Annotated in this window: 21 protein-coding genes; 6 read left to right on the top strand and 15 right to left on the bottom strand. The window is 47.1% G+C overall.

The window, feature by feature from the left end; translation table 11 throughout:
• Positions 1–41: 41 nt before the first annotated feature.
• The 9 genes from AM1_RS08005 to murC all read right to left on the bottom strand — a co-directional run bounded on the left by AM1_RS08005 (position 42) and on the right by murC (position 8,699).
• A complete protein-coding gene (locus AM1_RS08005; protein ID WP_012162323.1) occupies positions 42–692 on the bottom strand; it encodes an LON peptidase substrate-binding domain-containing protein in 651 nt (216 codons plus the stop codon).
• 106 nt (positions 693–798) lie between these two features.
• A complete protein-coding gene (rpsJ, locus tag AM1_RS08010; RefSeq protein WP_010467965.1) occupies positions 799–1,116 on the bottom strand; it encodes a 30S ribosomal protein S10 in 318 nt (105 codons plus the stop codon).
• A 144-nt stretch (positions 1,117–1,260) separates the two neighbouring features.
• On the bottom strand, positions 1,261–2,490 hold the full coding sequence (gene tuf / locus AM1_RS08015; protein WP_012162324.1) for an elongation factor Tu: 1,230 nt from the start codon (positions 2,488–2,490) through the stop codon (positions 1,261–1,263).
• A 25-nt stretch (positions 2,491–2,515) separates the two neighbouring features.
• The gene (fusA, locus tag AM1_RS08020; RefSeq protein WP_012162325.1) at positions 2,516–4,591 is read right to left on the bottom strand and encodes an elongation factor G; all 2,076 of its coding nucleotides are present in this window, start codon (positions 4,589–4,591) and stop codon (positions 2,516–2,518) included.
• Between the two features lie 97 nt (positions 4,592–4,688).
• Positions 4,689–5,159, bottom strand: coding sequence for a 30S ribosomal protein S7 (gene rpsG / locus AM1_RS08025; protein ID WP_012162326.1), 471 nt, complete (start codon positions 5,157–5,159; stop codon positions 4,689–4,691).
• Between the two features lie 209 nt (positions 5,160–5,368).
• Positions 5,369–5,743 carry a 30S ribosomal protein S12 gene (gene rpsL, locus AM1_RS08030; protein ID WP_012162327.1) on the bottom strand — a complete coding sequence of 125 codons (375 nt, stop codon included), beginning with the start codon at positions 5,741–5,743 and terminating at the stop codon, positions 5,369–5,371.
• Positions 5,744–5,824: 81 nt separating this feature from the next.
• A complete protein-coding gene (locus AM1_RS08035; protein ID WP_010467975.1) occupies positions 5,825–6,181 on the bottom strand; it encodes a YbaB/EbfC family nucleoid-associated protein in 357 nt (118 codons plus the stop codon).
• A gap of 131 nt (positions 6,182–6,312) precedes the next feature.
• Positions 6,313–7,239, bottom strand: coding sequence for a UDP-N-acetylmuramate dehydrogenase (murB, locus tag AM1_RS08040; protein WP_012162328.1), 927 nt, complete (start codon positions 7,237–7,239; stop codon positions 6,313–6,315).
• Entirely contained in the window at positions 7,236–8,699 is a 1,464-nt protein-coding gene (gene murC / locus AM1_RS08045) for a UDP-N-acetylmuramate--L-alanine ligase (RefSeq protein ID WP_012162329.1), read from the bottom strand. The genes murB and murC overlap by 4 nt, the downstream gene beginning before the upstream one ends.
• Before the next feature lie 426 nt (positions 8,700–9,125).
• Here murC and AM1_RS08050 point away from each other — a divergent pair, with 426 nt between their 5' ends.
• The 5 genes from AM1_RS08050 (at position 9,126) to AM1_RS08070 (ending at position 13,771) form a co-directional block, all read left to right on the top strand.
• Entirely contained in the window at positions 9,126–9,878 is a 753-nt protein-coding gene (locus tag AM1_RS08050) for an RNA methyltransferase (RefSeq protein ID WP_012162330.1), read from the top strand.
• A 152-nt stretch (positions 9,879–10,030) separates the two neighbouring features.
• Entirely contained in the window at positions 10,031–11,392 is a 1,362-nt protein-coding gene (locus tag AM1_RS43115; protein WP_238549191.1) for a serine hydrolase, read from the top strand.
• A gap of 38 nt (positions 11,393–11,430) precedes the next feature.
• Positions 11,431–11,808 (top strand): Hpt domain-containing protein, encoded by a 378-nt coding sequence (locus AM1_RS08060; RefSeq protein WP_012162334.1) that lies wholly within the window; start codon positions 11,431–11,433, stop codon positions 11,806–11,808.
• 114 nt (positions 11,809–11,922) lie between these two features.
• On the top strand, positions 11,923–12,975 hold the full coding sequence (obgE, locus tag AM1_RS08065; RefSeq protein WP_012162335.1) for a GTPase ObgE: 1,053 nt from the start codon (positions 11,923–11,925) through the stop codon (positions 12,973–12,975).
• Positions 12,976–13,123: 148 nt separating this feature from the next.
• Positions 13,124–13,771 carry a response regulator transcription factor gene (locus AM1_RS08070; RefSeq protein ID WP_010467986.1) on the top strand — a complete coding sequence of 216 codons (648 nt, stop codon included), beginning with the start codon at positions 13,124–13,126 and terminating at the stop codon, positions 13,769–13,771.
• Here the strand turns inward: AM1_RS08070 and AM1_RS08075 are convergent.
• The 5 genes from AM1_RS08075 to AM1_RS08095 all read right to left on the bottom strand — a co-directional run bounded on the left by AM1_RS08075 (position 13,768) and on the right by AM1_RS08095 (position 18,374).
• Positions 13,768–14,046: a DUF3493 domain-containing protein gene (locus AM1_RS08075; protein ID WP_012162336.1), complete on the bottom strand. Its 279-nt coding sequence runs from the start codon at positions 14,044–14,046 to the stop codon at positions 13,768–13,770. The genes AM1_RS08070 and AM1_RS08075 overlap by 4 nt on opposite strands.
• An 83-nt stretch (positions 14,047–14,129) precedes the next feature.
• Positions 14,130–15,500, bottom strand: a complete 1,371-nt coding sequence (locus AM1_RS08080) for a cytochrome c biogenesis protein (protein WP_012162337.1) — start codon at positions 15,498–15,500, stop codon at positions 14,130–14,132.
• A gap of 33 nt (positions 15,501–15,533) precedes the next feature.
• Positions 15,534–16,271 (bottom strand): cytochrome c biogenesis protein CcdA, encoded by a 738-nt coding sequence (locus AM1_RS08085; RefSeq protein ID WP_012162338.1) that lies wholly within the window; start codon positions 16,269–16,271, stop codon positions 15,534–15,536.
• Positions 16,272–16,321: 50 nt separating this feature from the next.
• Positions 16,322–17,773 carry an FtsW/RodA/SpoVE family cell cycle protein gene (locus AM1_RS08090; RefSeq protein ID WP_012162339.1) on the bottom strand — a complete coding sequence of 484 codons (1,452 nt, stop codon included), beginning with the start codon at positions 17,771–17,773 and terminating at the stop codon, positions 16,322–16,324.
• A 109-nt stretch (positions 17,774–17,882) separates the two neighbouring features.
• On the bottom strand, positions 17,883–18,374 hold the full coding sequence (locus AM1_RS08095) for a GNAT family N-acetyltransferase (protein ID WP_041659373.1): 492 nt from the start codon (positions 18,372–18,374) through the stop codon (positions 17,883–17,885).
• Positions 18,375–18,631: 257 nt separating this feature from the next.
• On the opposite strand from AM1_RS08095, the gene AM1_RS08100 reads away from it, so the two are divergent.
• Positions 18,632–18,850, top strand: a complete 219-nt coding sequence (locus tag AM1_RS08100; RefSeq protein WP_010467999.1) for a hypothetical protein — start codon at positions 18,632–18,634, stop codon at positions 18,848–18,850.
• Positions 18,851–19,007: 157 nt separating this feature from the next.
• Here the strand turns inward: AM1_RS08100 and AM1_RS08105 are convergent, their stop codons facing one another.
• Positions 19,008–20,825 carry an iron uptake porin gene (locus tag AM1_RS08105; RefSeq protein ID WP_041659378.1) on the bottom strand — a complete coding sequence of 606 codons (1,818 nt, stop codon included), beginning with the start codon at positions 20,823–20,825 and terminating at the stop codon, positions 19,008–19,010.
• Positions 20,826–20,915: the final 90 nt, after the last annotated feature.

The following is a 20,915-nucleotide window of genomic DNA, read 5'->3' on the forward strand; positions in this document are numbered from 1 at the left end:
TTGTGCTTTTGGGCAATTAAATGGTGTCAAGCCAGATGTTTTTAGGGCTCTAGTGTATCTTTTAAAACTGTACGCGCGGCCAGATGGTTGCGGGTAGACGTCAAAATCTCAGCTTCGCGTTCTAGCCGAGCTTGTGTATCCTGCATTTCCAATAAAGATTGTTGCTCTAAAGCTGCACCATAGAAATTACTCGCAACCCAGTAGGAAAGATCCACAGGTAGGCTAGGAATATCATCTGGAAGGTTAATGTCTTGCTCCGTTAGCTTTGCAGAGAGTCGAACAACATCTTGCAACAACTGAGTAACGTCTGTAGTCAACGCTTGTAGGTCATGATCCACAGGCAAAGGTTGGTCTTCAATCCACTCTACTAGCCCAACACGGTAAGGTTTTTCACGAACGTAGTGGAGTACCTTAAACCGCTGCCGCCCCAGTGTTAAAATCATGATTCGATCATCAGGCAGCCTTTCATGTTTTGTGATTTCAGCACAACAACCTACAACAGCCGCCTCACCCTTGTTCGGATCCCACATCAAAACACCAAATTGCCGATCTTCTTCCAAGATAGTGTTCATCATTATCCGATAGCGATATTCAAAAATATGCAACGGAAGTGGTCGCCCTGGAAACAAGACTACATCAGGTAGCGGGAATAGCGGTAGCTCACGTACAGCAATTGAAGAGGGAATAGCCATTGGCAACGGAAGAGGTGGGATAGGGAGTACTCTTATTCACTCTAGCCCATGTCTCCCGAAGAATTCACAAACAACTCAGACAAGCGCCTATCAACTGTAGCGATTACTAAAGCTTAACTTCAATATCAACACCAGCAGGTAGGTCAAGCTTCATCAACGCATCAATTGTCTTGGGGGAAGGCTGATAAATATCAACAATACGACGGTGGGTGCGTGTTTCGAAGTGCTCACGGGAGTCTTTGTCTACATGTGGAGATCGTAGAACACAATAAATACGTCGTCGAGTCGGTAAAGGAATAGGTCCAACAGGGGAAGCATTCGTCCGCTTAGCAGTTTCAACGATTTTGTCACAGGATGTATCAAGCAAACGGTGATCAAAAGCTTTCAGGCGAATGCGAATTTTTTGTTGCTGGAGAGTGGTCATATCTTAGATCAATTGTTAAGTTGTCAAGGTTCTGAAATCAGCAAAGCTTTATAGCAGTGCTGTTGGAATTCAGTCCTTAAGGATGAGCTGAAGGTATGGCGATAGCGCCCGCATTCAGCTCATCCTTAAAGGCTGCTTAGCAGACTATTTAAGGATTTTGGAGACAACACCAGCTCCAACAGTCCGTCCACCTTCACGAATCGCAAATCGCATCCCTTGCTCAATCGCAATGGGGTTGATTAATTCAACCGTCATTTTAATGCGATCACCAGGCATAACCATTTCAGCAGCACTGCCATCATCTGCTGTAAAAGCACTGATTGTACCCGTTACATCTGTTGTTCTCACATAGAACTGAGGGCGGTAGCCAGGGAAAAACGGTGTGTGACGCCCTCCCTCATCCTTCTTAAGGATATAGACTTCAGACTCAAATTGAGTATGAGGGGTAATGGAACCCGGCTTAGCCAATACCATGCCGCGCTCAATGTCTTCTTTCTGAACACCTCGCAAGAGCAAGCCAACGTTATCACCAGCCATTCCTTCGTCAAGGGTTTTTTGGAACATTTCAACACCAGTCACCGTAGTGCTGCGTGTATCTCTAATCCCAACTAACTCAACGGTCTCACCAACGACAACCTTGCCTCGCTCGATCCGGCCAGTCGCAACAGTTCCACGACCTGTGATAGAGAAAACATCTTCAACAGCCATTAAGAAAGGCTTATCAACATCTCTTTCAGGAGTAGGAATATAGGCATCCACTTCTTCCATCAACTTATAAATCTTATCCACCCATTCGTTATCCCCTTTTTTCATGGAGTCAGCACCGTTGAGCGCTTCCAACGCCATTAGAGCAGAGCCTGAAACGATGGGAATATCATCACCTGGGAAATCATAGTCGTTTAAGAGTTCTCGAACTTCTAGCTCAACCAACTCCAGCAACTCTTCATCATCTACCTGGTCTTGCTTATTCATAAAGACCACAATGTTGGGAACCCCAACTTGCTTAGCCAAAAGAATATGTTCACGAGTTTGGGGCATGGGTCCATCAGCAGCAGAGACAACTAATACTGCCCCGTCCATCTGGGCAGCCCCAGTAATCATGTTCTTGACATAGTCAGCGTGCCCAGGACAGTCCACGTGGGCATAGTGACGGTCTTGCGTCTCATACTCAACGTGAGCTGTATTGATGGTAATGCCTCTTTCCCGCTCTTCTGGGGCCGCATCAATGTCATCGTACTTCCTGGCTTTAGCTTGGCCAAGGGCAGCGAGAGACATGGTAATTGCTGCTGTCAAAGTGGTTTTACCATGATCAACGTGACCAATGGTGCCAATGTTGACGTGGGGTTTTGTTCGTTCAAATTTTGCGCGTGCCATGTATCAACTATTCCTTTTCGATGAATTATGCGTTCCCTTTGTTTTTTTCGATAATGGGTTCAGCCACATTACGAGGAACGTCCTCGTAGTTGCCAAACTCCATTGTAAAGATACCTCGACCCTGAGTCATAGACCGGATATCTGTGGCATAGCCAAACATGGTCGCCAGTGGGACTTTGGTCGTCACTTTGGCGAGCCCTTGGGCCACTTCTTGACCTTCGATTTGGCCTCTTCGAGAAATGAGGTCACCCATTACAGGGCCTAGGAAGTCTTCTGGTACTTCTACCTCAACTTTCATCATGGGCTCTAGCAGAGCAGGTGAGGCTTGCATAACCCCCTCTTTAATTGCCATTGAGCCCGCGATTTTAAAGGCCATTTCAGAAGAATCAACATCATGGTAAGACCCATCCACTAATGTCGCTCTGACATCAATGAGGGGATAACCAGCTAAGATACCAGATTCGCAAGCTTCTTTCATCCCTTGCTCAGCCGGACCAATAAACTCTTTAGGGACAGAACCCCCGACAATTTTTGAGATAAATTCGAAACCAGTACCTTCTTCGGCAGGTTCGATCTCAACAACCACATGACCATACTGGCCTTTCCCACCGCTTTGCCGCACAAACTTGCCTTCTGCAGTCACTGCTTTGCGTATCGTTTCTCGATACGCAACTTGGGGAGCTCCGATGTTAGCTTCTACCTTGAATTCTCGCAGCATCCGATCAATCAAAATCTCTAAATGTAGCTCACCCATACCCGCAATTACCGTCTGATTGGTTTCCGGATCTACACTGACGCGAAAGGTGGGATCTTCTTGAGATAAAGATTGCAATGCTTTAGAAAGCTTATCCATATCCTGCTTTGTTTTGGGCTCTACTGCCACAGAGATCACAGGTTCTGGGATAAAAAGAGACTCCAGGACAATAGGCTGAGCTGGATTACACAGAGTTTCCCCCGTAAAAGTATCCTTAAGACCTAGAGCAGCGCCTAAATCGCCTGCCCGCAACTCATCAACCTCAATTCGATCATCGGCTTTCATGATGATCAACCTGGAAACGCGCTCTTTCTTGTTTTTAGTCGGATTGAGAATATAACTACCTTTGGTGAGAACACCTGAATACACTCGAATAAAGGTGAGCCGCCCATAGGGATCAGACATCACTTTAAATGCAAGGGCAGCCAAAGGTTCTTCATCATCAGCCGGTCGCTCAGCTTCAGTACCATCCAGTAGAGTTCCTTGAATCGCAGGAACATCAATCGGTGCTGGCATGTAGTCGATAACGGCATCTAATAAGAGTTGAACACCTTTATTCTTGAAAGCAGAGCCGCAAAGCATGGGCACGATAGTGCCTGCAATAGTGCCACGACGCAATGCCGATTTAATTTCTGTCTCTGATAAAGATTCGCCTTCGAGATACTTCTCCATTAAGGCATCATCTGCTTCAGCCACTGCCTCAACTAGCAGCGTTCGATACTCTTGGGCCTGTTCTTGAATGGACTCAGGAATTTCCGTCTCTTGAATATCTGTGCCCTGATCATTGGTGTAGATGAAGGCTTTCATATTCACTAAGTCAACAATGCCCTGGAACTTATCTTCACTACCGATTGGAAGTTGAACAGCAACAGCATTAGCTTTGAGACGATCACGAATTTGATCATAGACTCTGAAAAAATTCGCGCCCGTTCGATCCATCTTGTTGACGAAGACAATCCGGGGAACTTGATAACGGTCTGCCTGACGCCAAACTGTTTCTGACTGAGGTTGCACCCCTCCTACAGAGCAGAAAACCGCAATCACACCATCCAAAACACGCATTGAGCGTTCCACTTCGATCGTGAAATCTACATGCCCAGGCGTATCAATAATATTGACTTGGTGATCTTGCCAGGTTGTGGAAATGGCTGCAGCAGTAATAGTAATGCCACGTTCCCGCTCCTGATCCATCCAATCAGTAACTGTATTGCCATCATGAACTTCTCCGACTTTGTGTACCACACCGGAGTAGAACAAAATACGCTCAGTTGTCGTCGTTTTTCCCGCATCAATATGGGCCGCAATGCCAATATTGCGCACTTTTTTTAGCGGGACAGAACGTGCCACAGCTACCTCCTTCGCCCTAGCAAGTCATTCGCATAAGGGTATACAACATTCTTGCTGTAATGATTCTATAACTTTTCTCAGATAAACTTCACAAAGCTTAGTACCGATAATGGGCAAACGCTTTATTAGCTTCTGCCATACGATGGGTCTCTTCACGCTTACGAATCGCTGCACCTGTTTCGTTCGCTGCATCGATGAGTTCATTAGCCAATTTACTCACCATAGACCGCCCAGGACGCTGGCGCGAAAAGCGAATAATCCATCGTAACGCCAGGGCAATACCGCGATCAGATCGGACTTCCATCGGGACTTGATAGGTAGCACCACCGACTCGGCGTGCTTTCACTTCTACCAATGGCGTCACATTGCGAACTGCCGTTTCAAACACCTCTAGTGGGTCCTGATTAGTCCGTTCTTCGATGATTTTCAACGCATCGTAAAGGATACGGGATGCCAAAGATTTTTTCCCACTCGCCATCAAGCGCCGAATAGTCATACTAATGAGGCGGCTATTGTAAACCGGATCGGGGGGAACAGGGCGCTTTTGGGCACGAATACGACGAGACATGAGAAATCCTACACAAGATAGTAAAAATTAAGGGCTTAATAAATCCTCGATATTTCGAGGAATGTATTTTTTAGACTACGACAACCAAAACCATCTAGCCTAATACTCGCACTGATGAGAGGAATAGGATTAAGGTCTGCATGTTCCCAAAACATAAGCCATCGTCAGGGAACTTCACTCTATCTCAAGCCAAGAGCAACAGGTAGCCACTAATCTTTAGGACGCTTCGCCCCATATTTTGAACGGCCTTGGCGTCTATCTTTAACTCCAGCAGTATCTAAAGTACCGCGGATAATATGGTAGCGAACACCCGGCAAATCTTTAACACGACCACCCCGAATCATAACAACGGAATGCTCTTGCAAATTATGGCCAATGCCAGGGATATAAGCAGTAACCTCAAAACCAGAGGTTAAACGAACTCGGGCGACTTTCCGCAAAGCAGAGTTGGGCTTTTTAGGGGTCGTGGTATAAACGCGAGTACAAACACCACGGCGTTGAGGACAGCTTTTTAAAGCCGGCGACTTTGTCTTTTTCTTTGTGTTGTAACGCTCGCTGCGGATGAGCTGCTGAATTGTGGGCATAGATGGGCGATGGTAAGTTAAGTTAGGATTTTGAATTCTTCCAAATCCTAACTATATAGATCTTTAAGGCCTTGTGTCAACTTAACCACCTAAACCTGGCAAATTAAGATCGCCTGTCAAGTCTTCCATTCGCTCACGCATGGTATCGGTGGATTTTTGATATGCATCTTTCATTGCTTCAGCAACCAGTTCAGACAATGCATCTAGACCTTTATCGACTGCTTCTTGGGTAATTTCAGCACGAATAGGTTCTTGGTTACCGCTCATGACCACCTTAACTAAGCCGCCACCAGCTGCACCCTCGATCTCCATTTGTTCAAGATCTTCTTGTAATTGCTTTGCGCCTTCTTGCACTTGTTGTGCTTTCTGAATAGCTGCAGCTAATTCTTTCATTTTGCCGAGGCCGAAGCCAAAGCCTTGTCCTTGCTCTTTTGGCATAGTCTTTATGGTTTGTTAATGTGCTTGAATCTTTGCTTTGCTCTAGATGAGCTCCTCTAAGGAACCTCAAATCGAACTGTTTACTATGATACTGAGAGTCTACCCTAAGAGGCGTAAAGGGAATCTACTTTCTATGTGATTTGTGGAAATTTACCCAACATTTTTACCTCTGGTTTGAGCAGCAATGACCAATTTTCCTCAACTTTTTGCTGAACATAATGAATCAGATTGAAGATGTCAGTCGCCGTGGCGTTACCAGAATTAAGGATAAAGTTAGCGTGCTTTTGAGCAACTTGCGCCCCTCCTAGTGAGTATCCTTTCAAGCCTGATTGCTCAATTAGCCAACCTGCCGTTCGCGGCAGCGGATTGCGAAACACGCTGCCACAACTTGGCCAATCATAGGGTTGCGTGCTGAGGCGATGGTCTAAGTGGGACTGAGTTGTCGCTTTGACCTGTTCAGCCGATTGATTGGCATGAAGCTGGAACACTCCCAGCAAAACAGGCTTGGGAGATTGCTGTAAGATAGATGACCGATACTGAAAGGCCATGTGTTCAGGCTTCAATACCTGAACCGTTCCATCTTTGTCTAGGGCATGAACCTCAGTTAACACATCTGCCGTACATCCACCGTGCGCTCCAGCATTCATCACTAATGCTCCGCCTACCGTTCCAGGAATACCGACGGCCCATTCCAAACCCGACCAGCCCCGTTTAGCAGCTTGCCAAGCTAGTTTAGGTAACGATTCCCCAGCATAGGCTGTAACTTGACAAGTTTCAGGATCGAACGTTCTTTGCCGCAAGTACCGCGTTGAGATGACTAAACCTGGTAATCCCTGGTCACTAATGAGCAAGTTTGAACCTGCCCCCAAAAAGGTGATGGGCAGAGCTTGCTCATTAGCCCAAGCATAGCTAGCTTGTAATTCTTTTAGATTATGGGGAGCGATAAACCACTCCGCTGCTCCCCCTACGCGGAATGTCGTCATATCGGCCAAACTCACATAAGGCTGAATTTCGCAGTTGCCATTGTCAATAAAGATGGAGGGTAAAGACTGAGTCATTTCAAAACAACCTCAGGAGAAGGTTTTGATGAGACCTGAAAATGGGTAAGCAAATCTGGAATGATGCGGTTCAAATCTCCTGCTCCCAAGAATAGGACTACATCACCCGATTGCAAATGTCCTTGCAAAAAATCGATAACATTGGTCAAAGTCGGTTGAAACGTCACGACAGAATGGTTAGCGGCAATTGCATCTGCCAACTTTTTACCATTAATGGTGCCTGGATTTGCTTCTCCAGCACTATAGATATCAGTCACAACCACTAAATCGGCATCTTGAAAAGATTGGCTAAACTCTTGAAAGAAGGTGGCTGCGCGGCTGTAGCGATGGGGTTGGAAGACGGCCACCACTCGTGATTGAGAATAGGTTGCAGCTGCTGCTTGAGCTTGGAGCTTCGCTGATGCCAAGGTCACTTGGATTTCACTAGGATGATGTGCATAATCGTCGATCAAACAAATCCCTTGAGCTTCTCCATAAATTTCGAAACGACGCTTCGCTCCTGAGAAAGTCCGTAATGCTTTAGCAATGGCAGGGAATTCTAAACCGACGTAACGGCCAACTGCAACGGCAGCTAGGGCATTACTAAGATTATGTTCTCCCAGCAGAGGAAGCTCTAACTGTCCTAAGCTCTCTCCACGTTCTAGGACCTCTACGATTGTTCCTTGGCCTGAATAGTCAATATTTTGAACCGTATAATCTGCCGATACTTTACTACTCAAACTGTAAGTAATCATGGACTGATCGGTAGCCAATGCGAGAAAACGATCAGCGATGGTGGGGCAGTCTACCGAGACAATCAAAGTATGGCAATGATCGACAAACTCTTGAAAGATGCTCACCACTTGATCCAGTGAGGTGTAGTGATCAGGGTGATCAAGTTCAATATTTGTAATAACACCAATGTGAGGGAAAAACTTTACGAGGGACCCATCAGATTCATCAGCCTCAGCGACTAGATAGGGGCTTTCACCCGTGCGGGCATTCCCACCCCATGCAGCAACTTCTCCGCCCACAATGATGGTGGGATCTAAACTCGCTTGCAACAATAAATAGCCCACCAAACTACTCGTGGTTGTTTTACCATGGGTTCCAGCAATTGCAATGCTTTGCGGGAACTCTTGCATGAGCGCTGCCAGCACATCAGAACGGTGAAAGATAGGGCATCCTGCTTGAACAGCGGCCTGGTACTCAGGATTGTCCTCATGAATGGCCGTTGAACAAATCACTTGAGGGGGAGCAGAAGACCCCTGGCAAAGCTGCTTGATGTTAGTCGCCTCTTGCCGGGAGAAGATCTGGGCACCCTGGGATTCTAATTTTTGGGTGATATGGTTAGCGCGAGCATCTGAGCCCGAAATAGGCAATTGTCGTTTGAGGAGGATATGGGCTAGTGCAGACATGCCGATACCACCAACACCAATGAAGTGAATGGGACGACCACCTAAATCGACTGCACTTTGCATTACTATATTTCGCTCCTTCTCGGCCCACACCTAGTTACACGCGACATCATAGCAGGAACTCTAAAAAATTCGAGTTCTTTTCCTTGCTTCCCACACATCTCTTTTGGATCTATGTCAATCTGGATGCTGCCGACATTGCCAGCATTTTTCAATCTCTATCTTTCAGGTAAAAGGCTAAAGCTGATAGATACACCAGCATCCTAAGTCCTATAGAGTTTCAGGTTCCATTTTGTTTGATATCTGGTTATGTTGCCAAGCAACACCATAATTTTATTCTGTAAAATTTTTAATATCTTCTCACTGATGATGTCAATCTGGTGATGGTCGAACGCCCCACTAACAATTTGCAAAATCCGAATATGTAATAGTCGGCATGGTATTGTTTGCGATCAAATCTCCAAGACATCCACCTGAGTTAAGTTACCCATGAGCGAACCACGGTTAGCTTCGATCAAAATTGTTTTAGTCGAACCGGCTGGCCCCCTCAATGTGGGGAGCATCGCCCGAGTGATGAAAAACATGGGATTAGGGCAGTTAGTGCTCGTTAAACCCCACTGTAATCCTTTAGGCCCAGAAGCCAAACAGATGTCGGTTCACGCCGTTGACGTCCTATACCAGGCTAAAACGGTTCAAACGTTATCGGAAGCACTCGTGGGATGTCAGCGAGTGGTGGCTACCACCGCTCGACAACGGCGGTTACAGGTGGTAACTCAAGCCCCTAAACAAATCTTGCCCTGGATACTAGAAGGTGAAGCCGCCTTGATCTTTGGCCCCGAGGATCGAGGGCTCAGCAATGAAGAGCTTTACCACGCCCAAGCTTTCCTTCAAATCCCGACAAGCTCTGACTATGCAGCCTTGAATCTCGCTCAGGCCGTCACAATTTGCTGTTACGAGTTGCGTCAATGCCTACTGATGGGCCTTGACAACCGGCCCACTGAGCCTAGAATTGCAGAGTCTGATCATCTCCAAGTAGAATTGGCCCCCTTTCAACAAATGGAAGCGTTCTATCAAGCCCTAGAAGTAGCTTTATTGGACATCGGCTATCTACATCCTCATACAGCAACCGCAAGGATGCAGAAACTACGGCAGCTCTTTAATCGCAGTCAGCTGTCAACCCAGGAATTAGCTATGTTAAGAGGGATGATTCGTCAGGTACACTGGAAAACTCAGGCAAATTGATTAAAATACTCATAATCTTTTACTGTCGGCAATGCATTAAAGATTGAATAAAACTTTGAGGCTTGCCGATCCAGAGTGGATACAGCTTCAAGTCCTCAGCTCATTTTGCTCCATCACGTCCATAGCTAAATTTGTTGATTCAGGAGAGGGTGGTGCTTCAACACTCCAGGCAATCTTTGACTTCACGACAGCAGCGCCAGTTATGGCAGCAGCGCCGGAGGATACATCAAACGCGCCGAGCAATGCGCAAACAGCTTGTGCAGCAAACTCAGCATCGCGCCCCATCCAATCGTTTTCGCCCCTCTTCTTCTCCACAGCCCAAAAGATCCTCTGGTATTTCTCGAAAATCGACCAAGAGAAATTCGTCTGTTCCAAAAGCACCTATCCGATCCACCCGTCCGAGGAAACGTCCCAGCTCCTGGGGATGGTTTGTATATCTCACTCGTTTAGCCATTGTTGGATCTGGGGTTGCTGCGATTGCTGGCACCGTTCTAACGGTCCTTGATCCCAAACCTAACTCATCAGTTTCTCGGTCTCCTGCTGTATCCTCTGCCCTAGCCCCCGCTCCTCTAAACGCTGAAACACCAAACAATTCTGAGCAGTCGGTTCAACCGAAAACCTTTGACACCCAGCCTGAAGGACCTCAGTCTCTAATTTTTCGCTGGTCCCAAGAGCCACGGATGCAGCGGTTGGTTCGTGAGGGGCAAGAGCTAACGACGATCAAGCGACAGATCCAGGCATGGTCTGCAGCTCAATCAGAGCTTAAGCCTGCGATGTTTTTCCTGAATCCCAGCACTGGCGAATATTTAGATATCAATGGGGCGAAAAGTATTTCAGCCGCCAGCACGATTAAAATTCCTGTCTTACTTGCATTTTTTGAAGACGTTGATGCAGGCATCATTGATCTAGATGAGCCCTTAGTGATGCGCCCAGATCTAGTGGCATCTGAAGCTGGCTCTATGCAGTACGAACCAGTGGGCACAACGTTTTCTGCCCTAGACACAGCAGAGTATATGATTGCAATCAGCGATAACACTGCCACCAATATGTTGATTGATCGCCTCGGGGGTGCAGAAAAACTCAATCAGCGGTTTAAATCCTGGGGTCTCAAACACACGACCATCCGTAATCCCTTACCAGACTTAGAAGGCACCAATACCATTAGCCCCCAAGATATGGCAGCCTTAATGCTCAAACTCAAGGATGAAGATTTACTCTCGTCTACCAGCCGCGAGCAAGCATTAGATATTTTGCGTCAAACCGTGACCAATACCCTTCTCCCCCAGGGAATAGAAAAAGATGCAGACATTGCCCATAAAACGGGTGATATTGGCTCTGTTGTCGGGGATATCGGCCTCATTGACATGCCCAATGGCCAGCACTACGTTGCCGCTATATTAGTGCAAAGACCTCACAATGATCCCCGTGCCCAGGAGCTGATCCGTAAGATTTCTAAACTCACTTACAAAACATTTCGAAAACAGGTCGCCCCTGCCACAAGATCAGACAATTAGCAGGTATACGTTGGGACTATGGGGTTTTAAGGACATCCATGAACTCATGGCCATCTATCACTCCCATCAGCATTGATCGGACCCTTCTTCATGAATACTCCGACGGTGATCGAAACTTCGAACAAGAGCTGTTGCATTTGTTTGTGGATGACACTCAGCAACATTTGGCCAACTTGAAAGCCGCCATCTCAGACCAGAACTTCGATATTGCCACACGAGAGGCCCATCACATCAAAGGAGCTAGTGCTCATGTAGGTGCCGTAGCCATGTTTGCGATCGCAGCCGAAATCGAAACCCTCATCAAGCAAAAAAGCACATCTCCAAGTCTCCCGTTACTCAGTCAATTGGAAACAGCCTATCAAGACGTCATTGGCATGACTGAGCAATGGGATCAAGAATCAACAACACTCAGTTAAGCTGTAGATTAGCTCTCCCCTCTAGAATTGCTCAAGCAGCGCTCCGCTTTGGCGATGAACCAGAGGAGTGACAGAATAGCTGTTCCTTCGATATTTTTCCCAGACATTACTATTATGCGCTTCATCGACCAAACCGAAATATTCGTCAAAGCCGGAGACGGAGGAGACGGGATGGTAGCCTTCCGACGGGAGAAATACGTGCCTGCGGGGGGGCCTGCAGGGGGAAATGGGGGTCGAGGTGGCTCGGTTATTCTCCAGGCTTCAACCCAACTCCAAACCCTGCTGGATTTCAAATACAAACATCAATTCGTGGCTGAAGATGGCAAACGGGGTGGCCCAAAAAATTTAACCGGGGCATCGGGACAAGATCGCTTGATTGAAGTTCCCTGCGGCACGGTTATTTATGATGCAGACTCCATGACGTTGTTAGGGGATTTAACCACAAATGGGCAAACCCTAACCGTTGCTCAGGGCGGTAAAGGGGGACTAGGAAACAAACATTTTCTGAGCAACCGCAATCGAGCCCCAGAACATGCGCTACCCGGACTACCTGGAGAGGAGTTTCGACTGCATTTGGAATTGAAGCTATTAGCGGAGGTTGGCATTATTGGGTTGCCTAATGCGGGTAAATCAACCCTGATCTCCGTCTTATCCGCAGCTCGCCCCAAAATTGCCGACTATCCTTTCACAACGCTCATTCCCAACCTGGGTGTCGTCCCGAGAGCCACAGGAGATGGCACCGTCTTCGCTGATATTCCTGGGCTGATCGAAGGAGCCCATGAGGGAGTCGGTTTAGGCCATGACTTCCTAAGGCATGTTGAGCGCACCCGTCTACTGGTTCATCTAGTGGATGCCACCGCAGAGGATCCAGAGCAAGACTACCAGACCATTCAAAAAGAGCTATCCGCCTACGGCCAAGGCCTACAAAATCGACCCCAATTATTGGTGTTGAACAAAATAGATGCCATGGATTCAGAGCAACTGCTGGAAAAACAAGCCTGCTTAGAGCAAATGAGCGGAAGCCCAGTATATTTAATCTCTGCCGTAGCTCAACAGGGTCTAGACACACTACTTCAGCAAGTCTGGGAGGAACTAGATCGTCTACCTAACGATCTTCAAGAGGCTCCCATACCTGTTCTGGACTCACCCATCTTAAGAGAAACGTAAATTTCAGCAGAAGGAAGTTGAATTATCATTCAATTTGGGAAAGATTAAGTAATAATACGGTATACATTAGCGGTACTCGGCAACTTTAACTACGGTGACAAGATTTCTGGGTAACGCTAAGCATAAAGACACGGGTGGCTTCTAGAGTATGCAAGACGTTATCACAGCTGATCAAAATCAACTGCTACTCATTGATGATGATCCGAATCTGATTTTATTAGTGAAGGATTACCTAGAATTACGTGGGTATGAGGTGACAACGGCCAAGAATGGTCGGGAAGCCCTGCGTGTTCTAGAGAAGAGTATTCCTAATCTAATCATCTGTGATGTGATGATGCCAGAGATGGACGGCTATGCGTTTGTCAAACGTGTTCGGGATAATCCTCAAACCAGCTATCTCCCCGTTCTCTTTTTGTCAGCTAAGGGACAAATTCAAGACCGGGTCACCGGACTCAACACCGGGGCTGATGTATATATGATTAAGCCCTTTGAACCCGATGAATTAGTGGCGCAAATCGAAGCATCCCTAAAGCAAGCCTCTCGAATGATGCAGAAACAAGCGAACTCCTTAGAAGGAGAGCTATCGGTTCAAGTCCCCTTTGATGTCGATTTAACCCCAACAGAGACAAAAGTCATTCAGCTTGTTGCCAAAGGCATGTCCAACCGAGAGATCGCAGATGACCTGAGCGTTAGTCAACGCACGGTCGAAAGCCACGTCAGCAATATGCTCGGAAAAACAGGCTTAAACAACCGTACAGAACTCGCTCGCTGGGCCATTGAGCAACGCATGGTCTAGGTACGGTTCCGAGATCCCTCAAGTGACAACAGCCACAACATCAAAGACAACACACCAACCTGCAATGCGAAGTTTGGCAGTGTAGTAGCGATATCTTTCCCTGCTAATAGTTGAAAGAAAAACACCACGGCCCCTACAAACGCCGAGCCGGCAAACGCAATGTAAAAGAATCGTCTCAACCCACGATAGGGAGACTTTAATTCGGCACGCAGCTGCTTAAGCTGCTCCGGGTTTAAGGAAGACCGAGAAGAATTAGGCGTTGGGGGTTGGGACATGAATCGCAATCCATCATTGTCGTCAAGATTATTTCTGAAGTACGCTGGCGGATCCATGAATGAGTGGACTGCACGCTCTAGGTCTAGGCAACTTCCTGGGGTTGGGGATTAGTTGATGGGGAGAGCGCAGAATCTGATGCAGAGCTCTCAATCATTTCCACCAGTTCTCGCTCAAAGGTCAACAAAGCCCGGTTCGTGCGCCCACCCACATACAGTTGATCATCTGCCGTTAATAGCCAGATTTGCGAATGAGAGACATAACTCATGATCACACCAATCATTAACAGTCCGAATCCAGCATAAATCCAGGGAATGCCAGGGTCAGACTTAATTTGTAACCCTGTACTGCCCACCAGTTCCACTAATTTGAGGCTAATGTCATTCACATCCGTCGACATGCCCGTTCTTACGGTTGACACGAGCTTGCCGGACTCATCATAGACCACGACTGTGCCCTGCAAATCTGTGGTCAGCAAGGTCACCCCTGCACTGAGATCCGGTTTTGTGGGCACCCAGGTTCCCCAGATTCTGCCACCCGCTGCTTCTAAGGGGGCCATGGGTAGCTGCAAAACAGGGCTGTTGTTGAGCTGCACCCGAACTCCAGCAATGGACCAGTCTGCTTGGTAGAGGGTCACGCCCTTATGTTTAAGGGGTTGATTCACATGAATCGTTTGCCGATCTAATTCATTCTTGTCTTCATCGACAATCGATAAGTCTGAGTAAAATTGGTCAATTTGGCCTTCAGGAGTGTAATCAATCCAAAAACGATTCACCTGCACCGCCCAATCTCTGGGAATTTGTGCCCCGGACCATGGGCCAGATTTAACAATATTGCTAACCTTGGCAGTGGTGCCACTGGGTATCATTTCTTGGGCCATAAATCCTGTCAGGGAACCCCATATGGAACCGAGTAGGATCAAGATCATGCTGGCGTGAACAATGATTGGACCAATACGCCCAGTAATGCCTTTGCGGGCATAGATACTCTGATCTTCTTCAAAAACCTTGTAACGGTTCTTTTCTAACGCCTTTAGCAGCGAAGGCTTTTGATCCGGGTCAAGGGTGGTACTTAGGGCCAGTTTCCCAAACTGACGAGGCTTCTTATAGAACTGCCAACTGCGAGCCGCTTTGAGAGCCGGAAGCTGCCGCATAAAGGTACAGGCCGTCAAGCTGGTACCAAACAATATCAGAAGTGACAAAAACCACCAGGTGGCATATACATGATCCAACCCGATCGTCACCAAAACTTTCCAAGTCAAAAAACCAAACAATGCCGGTTCTTCAGGATAGTTGGCCTGATAAAACTCTAGGGATTGGCCTTGCTCAATAACGGTGCCTGAGATGCTAAACAGTGCGATCGCAAGAAGCAATACAATTGCCAACCGCAAATCTGCCAAAACAGGCACTAACGTTTTTTTGAAGAAAGCTTGAGGTTGGCCGAGGTTAGAGGTCATGGAATTGGGTCAAGGAGTTGTAAATCGACAGGATTAAACGCTAGGCAATACATGATTTAGCAAGGAAAATACGCCAAAGGCAACCAAAATAACGCCACTGGTAGGAGTAATCCAAGCAGACCATTTACGAATAGAGAGAAACCGCTTGATCGCTGCCGTAAACGTTCCTGCAATGATGAGGGGAGCAGTATAGCCTGCCGTGTATGACAATAACAGACCACCGCCCAGAATAGGATCCTGAGTACTTGAGATCCAGGCTAGTAATGTTGCAAGCACCGGGGTACTACAGGGGGAAGCCACAAGACCAAAAGTCAGCCCCAACAGGAAAGAGCGTAATCCTCTCGGTAGCTGATCCGAGATCAGTTCCACCCCTGAAAAGCTCGGTAATCGGAGCGGTAACGCTTCCAGTAAATTGAGCCCCATGATAATGGCGACTAGACTGACTACAATAGCCAGCCCTACACCGATTTGCCCATAGACCCGCCCCAGTAGCGCTGCACCAATTCCCAAGCCTGCCAGCGTCGAGGCTAAGCCTAAACAGAACCAAACGGATTGAGCCATGGCTTGCCAACGGTTCTCCGTTTCATAGCCACCGATATAGCCCACCGTTATCGGCAGCATCGACAAAGTACAGGGGGTAAGGCTGGTTAATAGGCCTGCCAAAAAGATAATGCCAACACTCAAAGCAGAAAGATGAGAGAGTTGGGTCGAAACAATTGAATTCGCAAATTGTTCAAGGTGATAAAGCTGAATTTCCAGCGTTTCCAGCATAAGGAGAAGCTGCTTCGACGCAACTAACAATCAGGTGTTCGCTATTGATCTTAACGAAGTCTGTGTTTTCGGCGTTGTTTTAGTCGTTGTTTTTTAGCAGCCAGTGCTGCTTTAGGATCATTTTTTCTAGCGGTTGCAGACGCTACACCCTTTGATGAGCGAAGTTTAACGAGTATTCTGCGCCATAAAGAAGTTGGTTTCCGTTTACGGACTAACTTTAGGTGTTCATTTTCGCGAGGATGCAGAGAAGTTTGAGGACCAGATAGCGCATTGGCAGAAGAACCATGTCTAGCTGTTGCCACGGAAGAGTGATCGCCAACCAGTCGGATCAAAGATGGGGACTCGCCCTCATGATGGGGGATAGCAACCACCTCGGCACTTTGGCTCTCTCGAGCAGCCCGGATCAACAGTCCTGCGATTAATAAGCTAGCGATCATAGAATTCCCCCCATAGCTAAACATGGGGAGGGGAAGACCTGTCGTTGGCAATACACCAATTACCACACCGATATTTATCAAGGCCTGACCGACTAAGAAAATCATGGCCCCAATGGCCACCAAACGCTGAATGACATGGGTAGATTTCATGGCTACCCGTAAGGCTAAAAAGCTGTAGGTCCCCAGGAGCAATAAAAAACAAAATCCCCCCAACAAACCAAATTCTTCGGCAAAAACCGCAAAAATAAAATCTGTATGCTGAATAGGTAAATAGGAAAGCTTCAATTGTGACTCACCAAAGCCAACGCCCAGGATGCCCCCGGAGCCAACTGCTAACAAGCTCTGATGAAGCTGAAAGCCATCTCCAAGGGCGTCGGCCCAAGGATTCAAGAATGAGAGGATCCGACTTTGCTGATAGGGATTACGCAACACACTAATCGCTGCTAGACCTACCCCTGCCAACGCCGTTAAGAAAAGAGACTGGTAGCGTAACCCCGCTGCCAAAGCAATCAACCAAAGGGTCATACCACACAAGGCCGTGGTGCTTAGATTCGGCTGGACCAAGATGCCCAAAAGGGTGAGGGAAAATAGAAATAACCACCATAGTCGCTCACCCAGGGTTAATCGAGACCAGCGATTAAAAATATAGGCACTCTGCAGAATCAGGAAAGGTTTGATTAATTCGGAAGGCTGAAGTGGAAAGGGGCCAATATCAATCCATCGGGTTGCACCATTAATCGTGATCCCTAGCCCTGGAATTTTTGTGGCAAAAATCAACATCAAAAACAGAAAGAATCCAAACGCGGAAACTTTCATGAGTTTGTATAAGGGAATGTGGATCACCGCACAAAAACCCAACAGTCCCAAAATCACCCCTAATAGCTGGCGTTTGGAATAGTAGAGACCATCCCCAGATTCAATCGCCCCCGCATGGTAGGACGCTGAGAATAGAACGACAAGGCCAATGCCTAACCAAAAGAGGGTTAGCCAATGAAGGAATCGGGCTTCAGCAGCCCATTCTTCTGTTGAATAGGGAAGGGAGGGAATGAGGCGACGTATCTTCACAACCAGTAATTCCCAGCGTTAAGTCGAGGCCAGTATAGCAGACCCATCTAGGAATTGAAGGGGGTTAATGAGCAACCCCTCACATCAGCGATTGGTGATCAATTTTTAATTACTGTTCAGGCAAAGCTTCCGTTTGAGGATGATCTAAGGATATAGAGAGAACATCTACTTCTTGGTTGAGCACCATGGTCGTACTGGAGTTACTGGCGAACCCGATATGCTCATAAAAACGCTGTTGGTGAGTGGTGGTTAAGTAAATGCGTTCAACACGGTTCATCCGTGGATGAGCTAGTAGGGTCTGAACAAGCTGTCGCCCAAGCCCTTGGCCGCGATAGTCAGGATGAATAACCACATCCCATATCATGGCGCGATAAATACCATCTGATGTGGCTCGTGCGAACCCAATCAATTCTTCACGATCCCACACACTGATAATGGGGTAACTATTTGCGATCGCAACTCCCCAATCTTCTAGGCGGCGCTCACCAGCCCAAAAGGCCCCTACCTGAAACAGCCGCTGTAATTTTCGCAATACGGTAGCGTTGACCGGCTGGTCCGCCTCGGTTAAGCCGTCTCGGAACTGAATATGTCGATTATCCATAGCGATGATTATGTCTTAGAAATCTGAGAATCACAATGGCGGTCATTTCCCTTGTTTAGACGTAAAAGAGTTCATCTAAGGGGCGGATAATAATTAAATACGCTACAGTGTATAAGCAATACTTAACAAAAGTACACCGATTTTTGTACTTCTTGATACAATAGCCTCATGTCGTAACGCTTCATTGCAAGATTCAAAGGTTGTTAAGGCAGAATGGTAGGTTCGTTTTATGTCCTTTGAGTGATTGTTTGTTTGGTATGGAGACCCCTGTGCAACTCAATTCACAGCCCCTTTCAAAAAACTCTAATCGAAGAGAAGACTTAAGCGAATATGTAGCTCATCTGCAGCTCCATATGACCTTGCAAGCTCGGAATCTAGTTCCCACCTTGACTCGTCCTGAAGATAGCCGCGAGGAAATGCTTCAAGAGACCCAGGCAACCTTTGAAAAACATGTCTCTCGCCAAAGTGTTCAATAAAACGATTGACCGCTTAACGTTATAAAATACAAAATTTAATATTTCAACCAACTAAAAGGAGTGTTTCTTAACACTCTTTTTTTGTTGAGCTTAACAAAAACCGCCCTCCATAGAGGGCGGTTATGGCAAGTGAGGGAAAAACTAAAACATAAATCCGTTAGAAGGAGAACGTGGCCCGAACTAATCCCTGAATGATGTCATTGGGATTGCCGTTACTGACATTGAAAGGATTCGTAATCAGCATGACAGTCGGTGTGATCGTAATGTTCTCATTCACGGGGAACCGATAAAACGCCTCAAAGTTAGTTTGGGCAGAATAATTAGGATCCGTAGTGCTGACAATAAACGGCTGACCGGCTGCTACCGCAAGCAGAGACCCTGGCACGAGTAAGTCATTAACACCTACACCGGCCATCCAGGTTTGAATGCTGCTGTTATTACCAACAGGTAGAACATTTTGGAATAGGTCATTGTTAACCCCACCAAAGGTAAGTTGAGGATCAATGGAAATTCCATAGCGACCAAAAATGCCAAATTGTCCCAGGGTCAACTCAACGTTGGCACCAATGATATTTTGGTTAACGTTATAGGTTTCAGCATGGGTAAACTGAGCCCGAATCGCAAAGTTATTTTGGTCATCTTCACCAAAGTCACTGGAATATTCAATCTCTGCCGAAGCTTGGAAAGGATCTCCAAATAAACCACCCTCACAGGTATTGAGAGGATCAGCACAGGCATTGACACCATTACCCGCTGCAATTCCGGCATCTGCGGCAATAAACAGACCTCGAACGCTAAGGGGGCCACCATTGACATTCCAGTCAAATGCAGCACCGGCGCCGCCAGGGCCGTCAATGGCTTCAGAAATAATCAACGGGTTATTAATGAAGAAACCAGAACTGAAATCAGCTGCTTCATCATTGGCGTAGCTGTTGCCATCAATAAAGGCACTGGGATAAATCAAGGGACCAACCGTTACCGCTAGGTTTTCGACGGGCTTGAAGGTATATCCCAAGTTATATAAAGTAACGCCAGGACCAGAACCGGTATAGTCCACCACACCAGGATCGCCTAAGGTTGTGGCGGTTCCGGCACCAACAACGGGAGGAACGGGGAAGAAATTAGCGGGACCCGCGACCCCTGCAGATGAGAAGAAGTCAGAACCGCCGTTGCCCGTTTCTAAGGTCAAATCGAGAACATCATCGCCATTAAAACTGGTAAGGAATGACATCCGTACGCGAGAGATTGCACTGACTCGAGAATCCCCAGGATCAACGTTGGCAATACCAGGCACACCTGTATCTACAGCAGCAACGCCTGTTGCTGCGGCATTAGGAGTCGGAATATTATCTCCAGGATTATCTACAAAATCTCCAAACTGAGCTGCCATGACAACTTGTGCTTGGAGTTTGGTTGTTGTTGAGAACTGTTGGGCTTCTACAGTGGCAACCCGGGCTTCTAAGCCATCCACTCGTCCGCGTAAGGTCGCTAGTTCAGCAGCGAACTCATCCTGCAGGGCTTTGAGAGCGTCAAGATCTTCTTTAGTCGCAAATCTATTGCTGAGGTTATCCAAACAAGCATTCACTAAAGCAGCAGCTTCCCGCCGAGACATGGCTCGACTGGGGCGGAAGGTCCCGTTAGGGTAACCTGCCACACAACCATAACGTTCGACTAAAGACTGAATTGCCTGGAAAGCCCAGTCATCAGGCTGTACATCGGAGAGTTGAGATACTGAGGTGACCTGACCGACAGAATCAGCTTCCGTTTCAGCCATAAGATCTGAGACAGCTGGCGTATTATCAGCGACTAATAATGGTTGTTGCTGGCTTACCAGGCTACTGGCAGGAACATCGACAGCAGAGGCTTCTAAATTCTCCGAAGTTTCGGAAGATGAAGTACTTGCACTTGCCACGCCAGTCACTAATAATGCACTTGATAAGCCAATGACACTGGCCATCAATCGAATATTTTGCATATAAATCCTCACACACATATTGTTGAAATAAAGTCGGGCTATTCCAGCAAAGCTGGAAATCCACCCTAAACAGTATCAGATAATGATAAT

The organism is Acaryochloris marina MBIC11017 (assembly GCF_000018105.1).
In the GTDB taxonomy this organism is placed as follows: Bacteria; Cyanobacteriota; Cyanobacteriia; order Thermosynechococcales; family Thermosynechococcaceae; genus Acaryochloris; species Acaryochloris marina.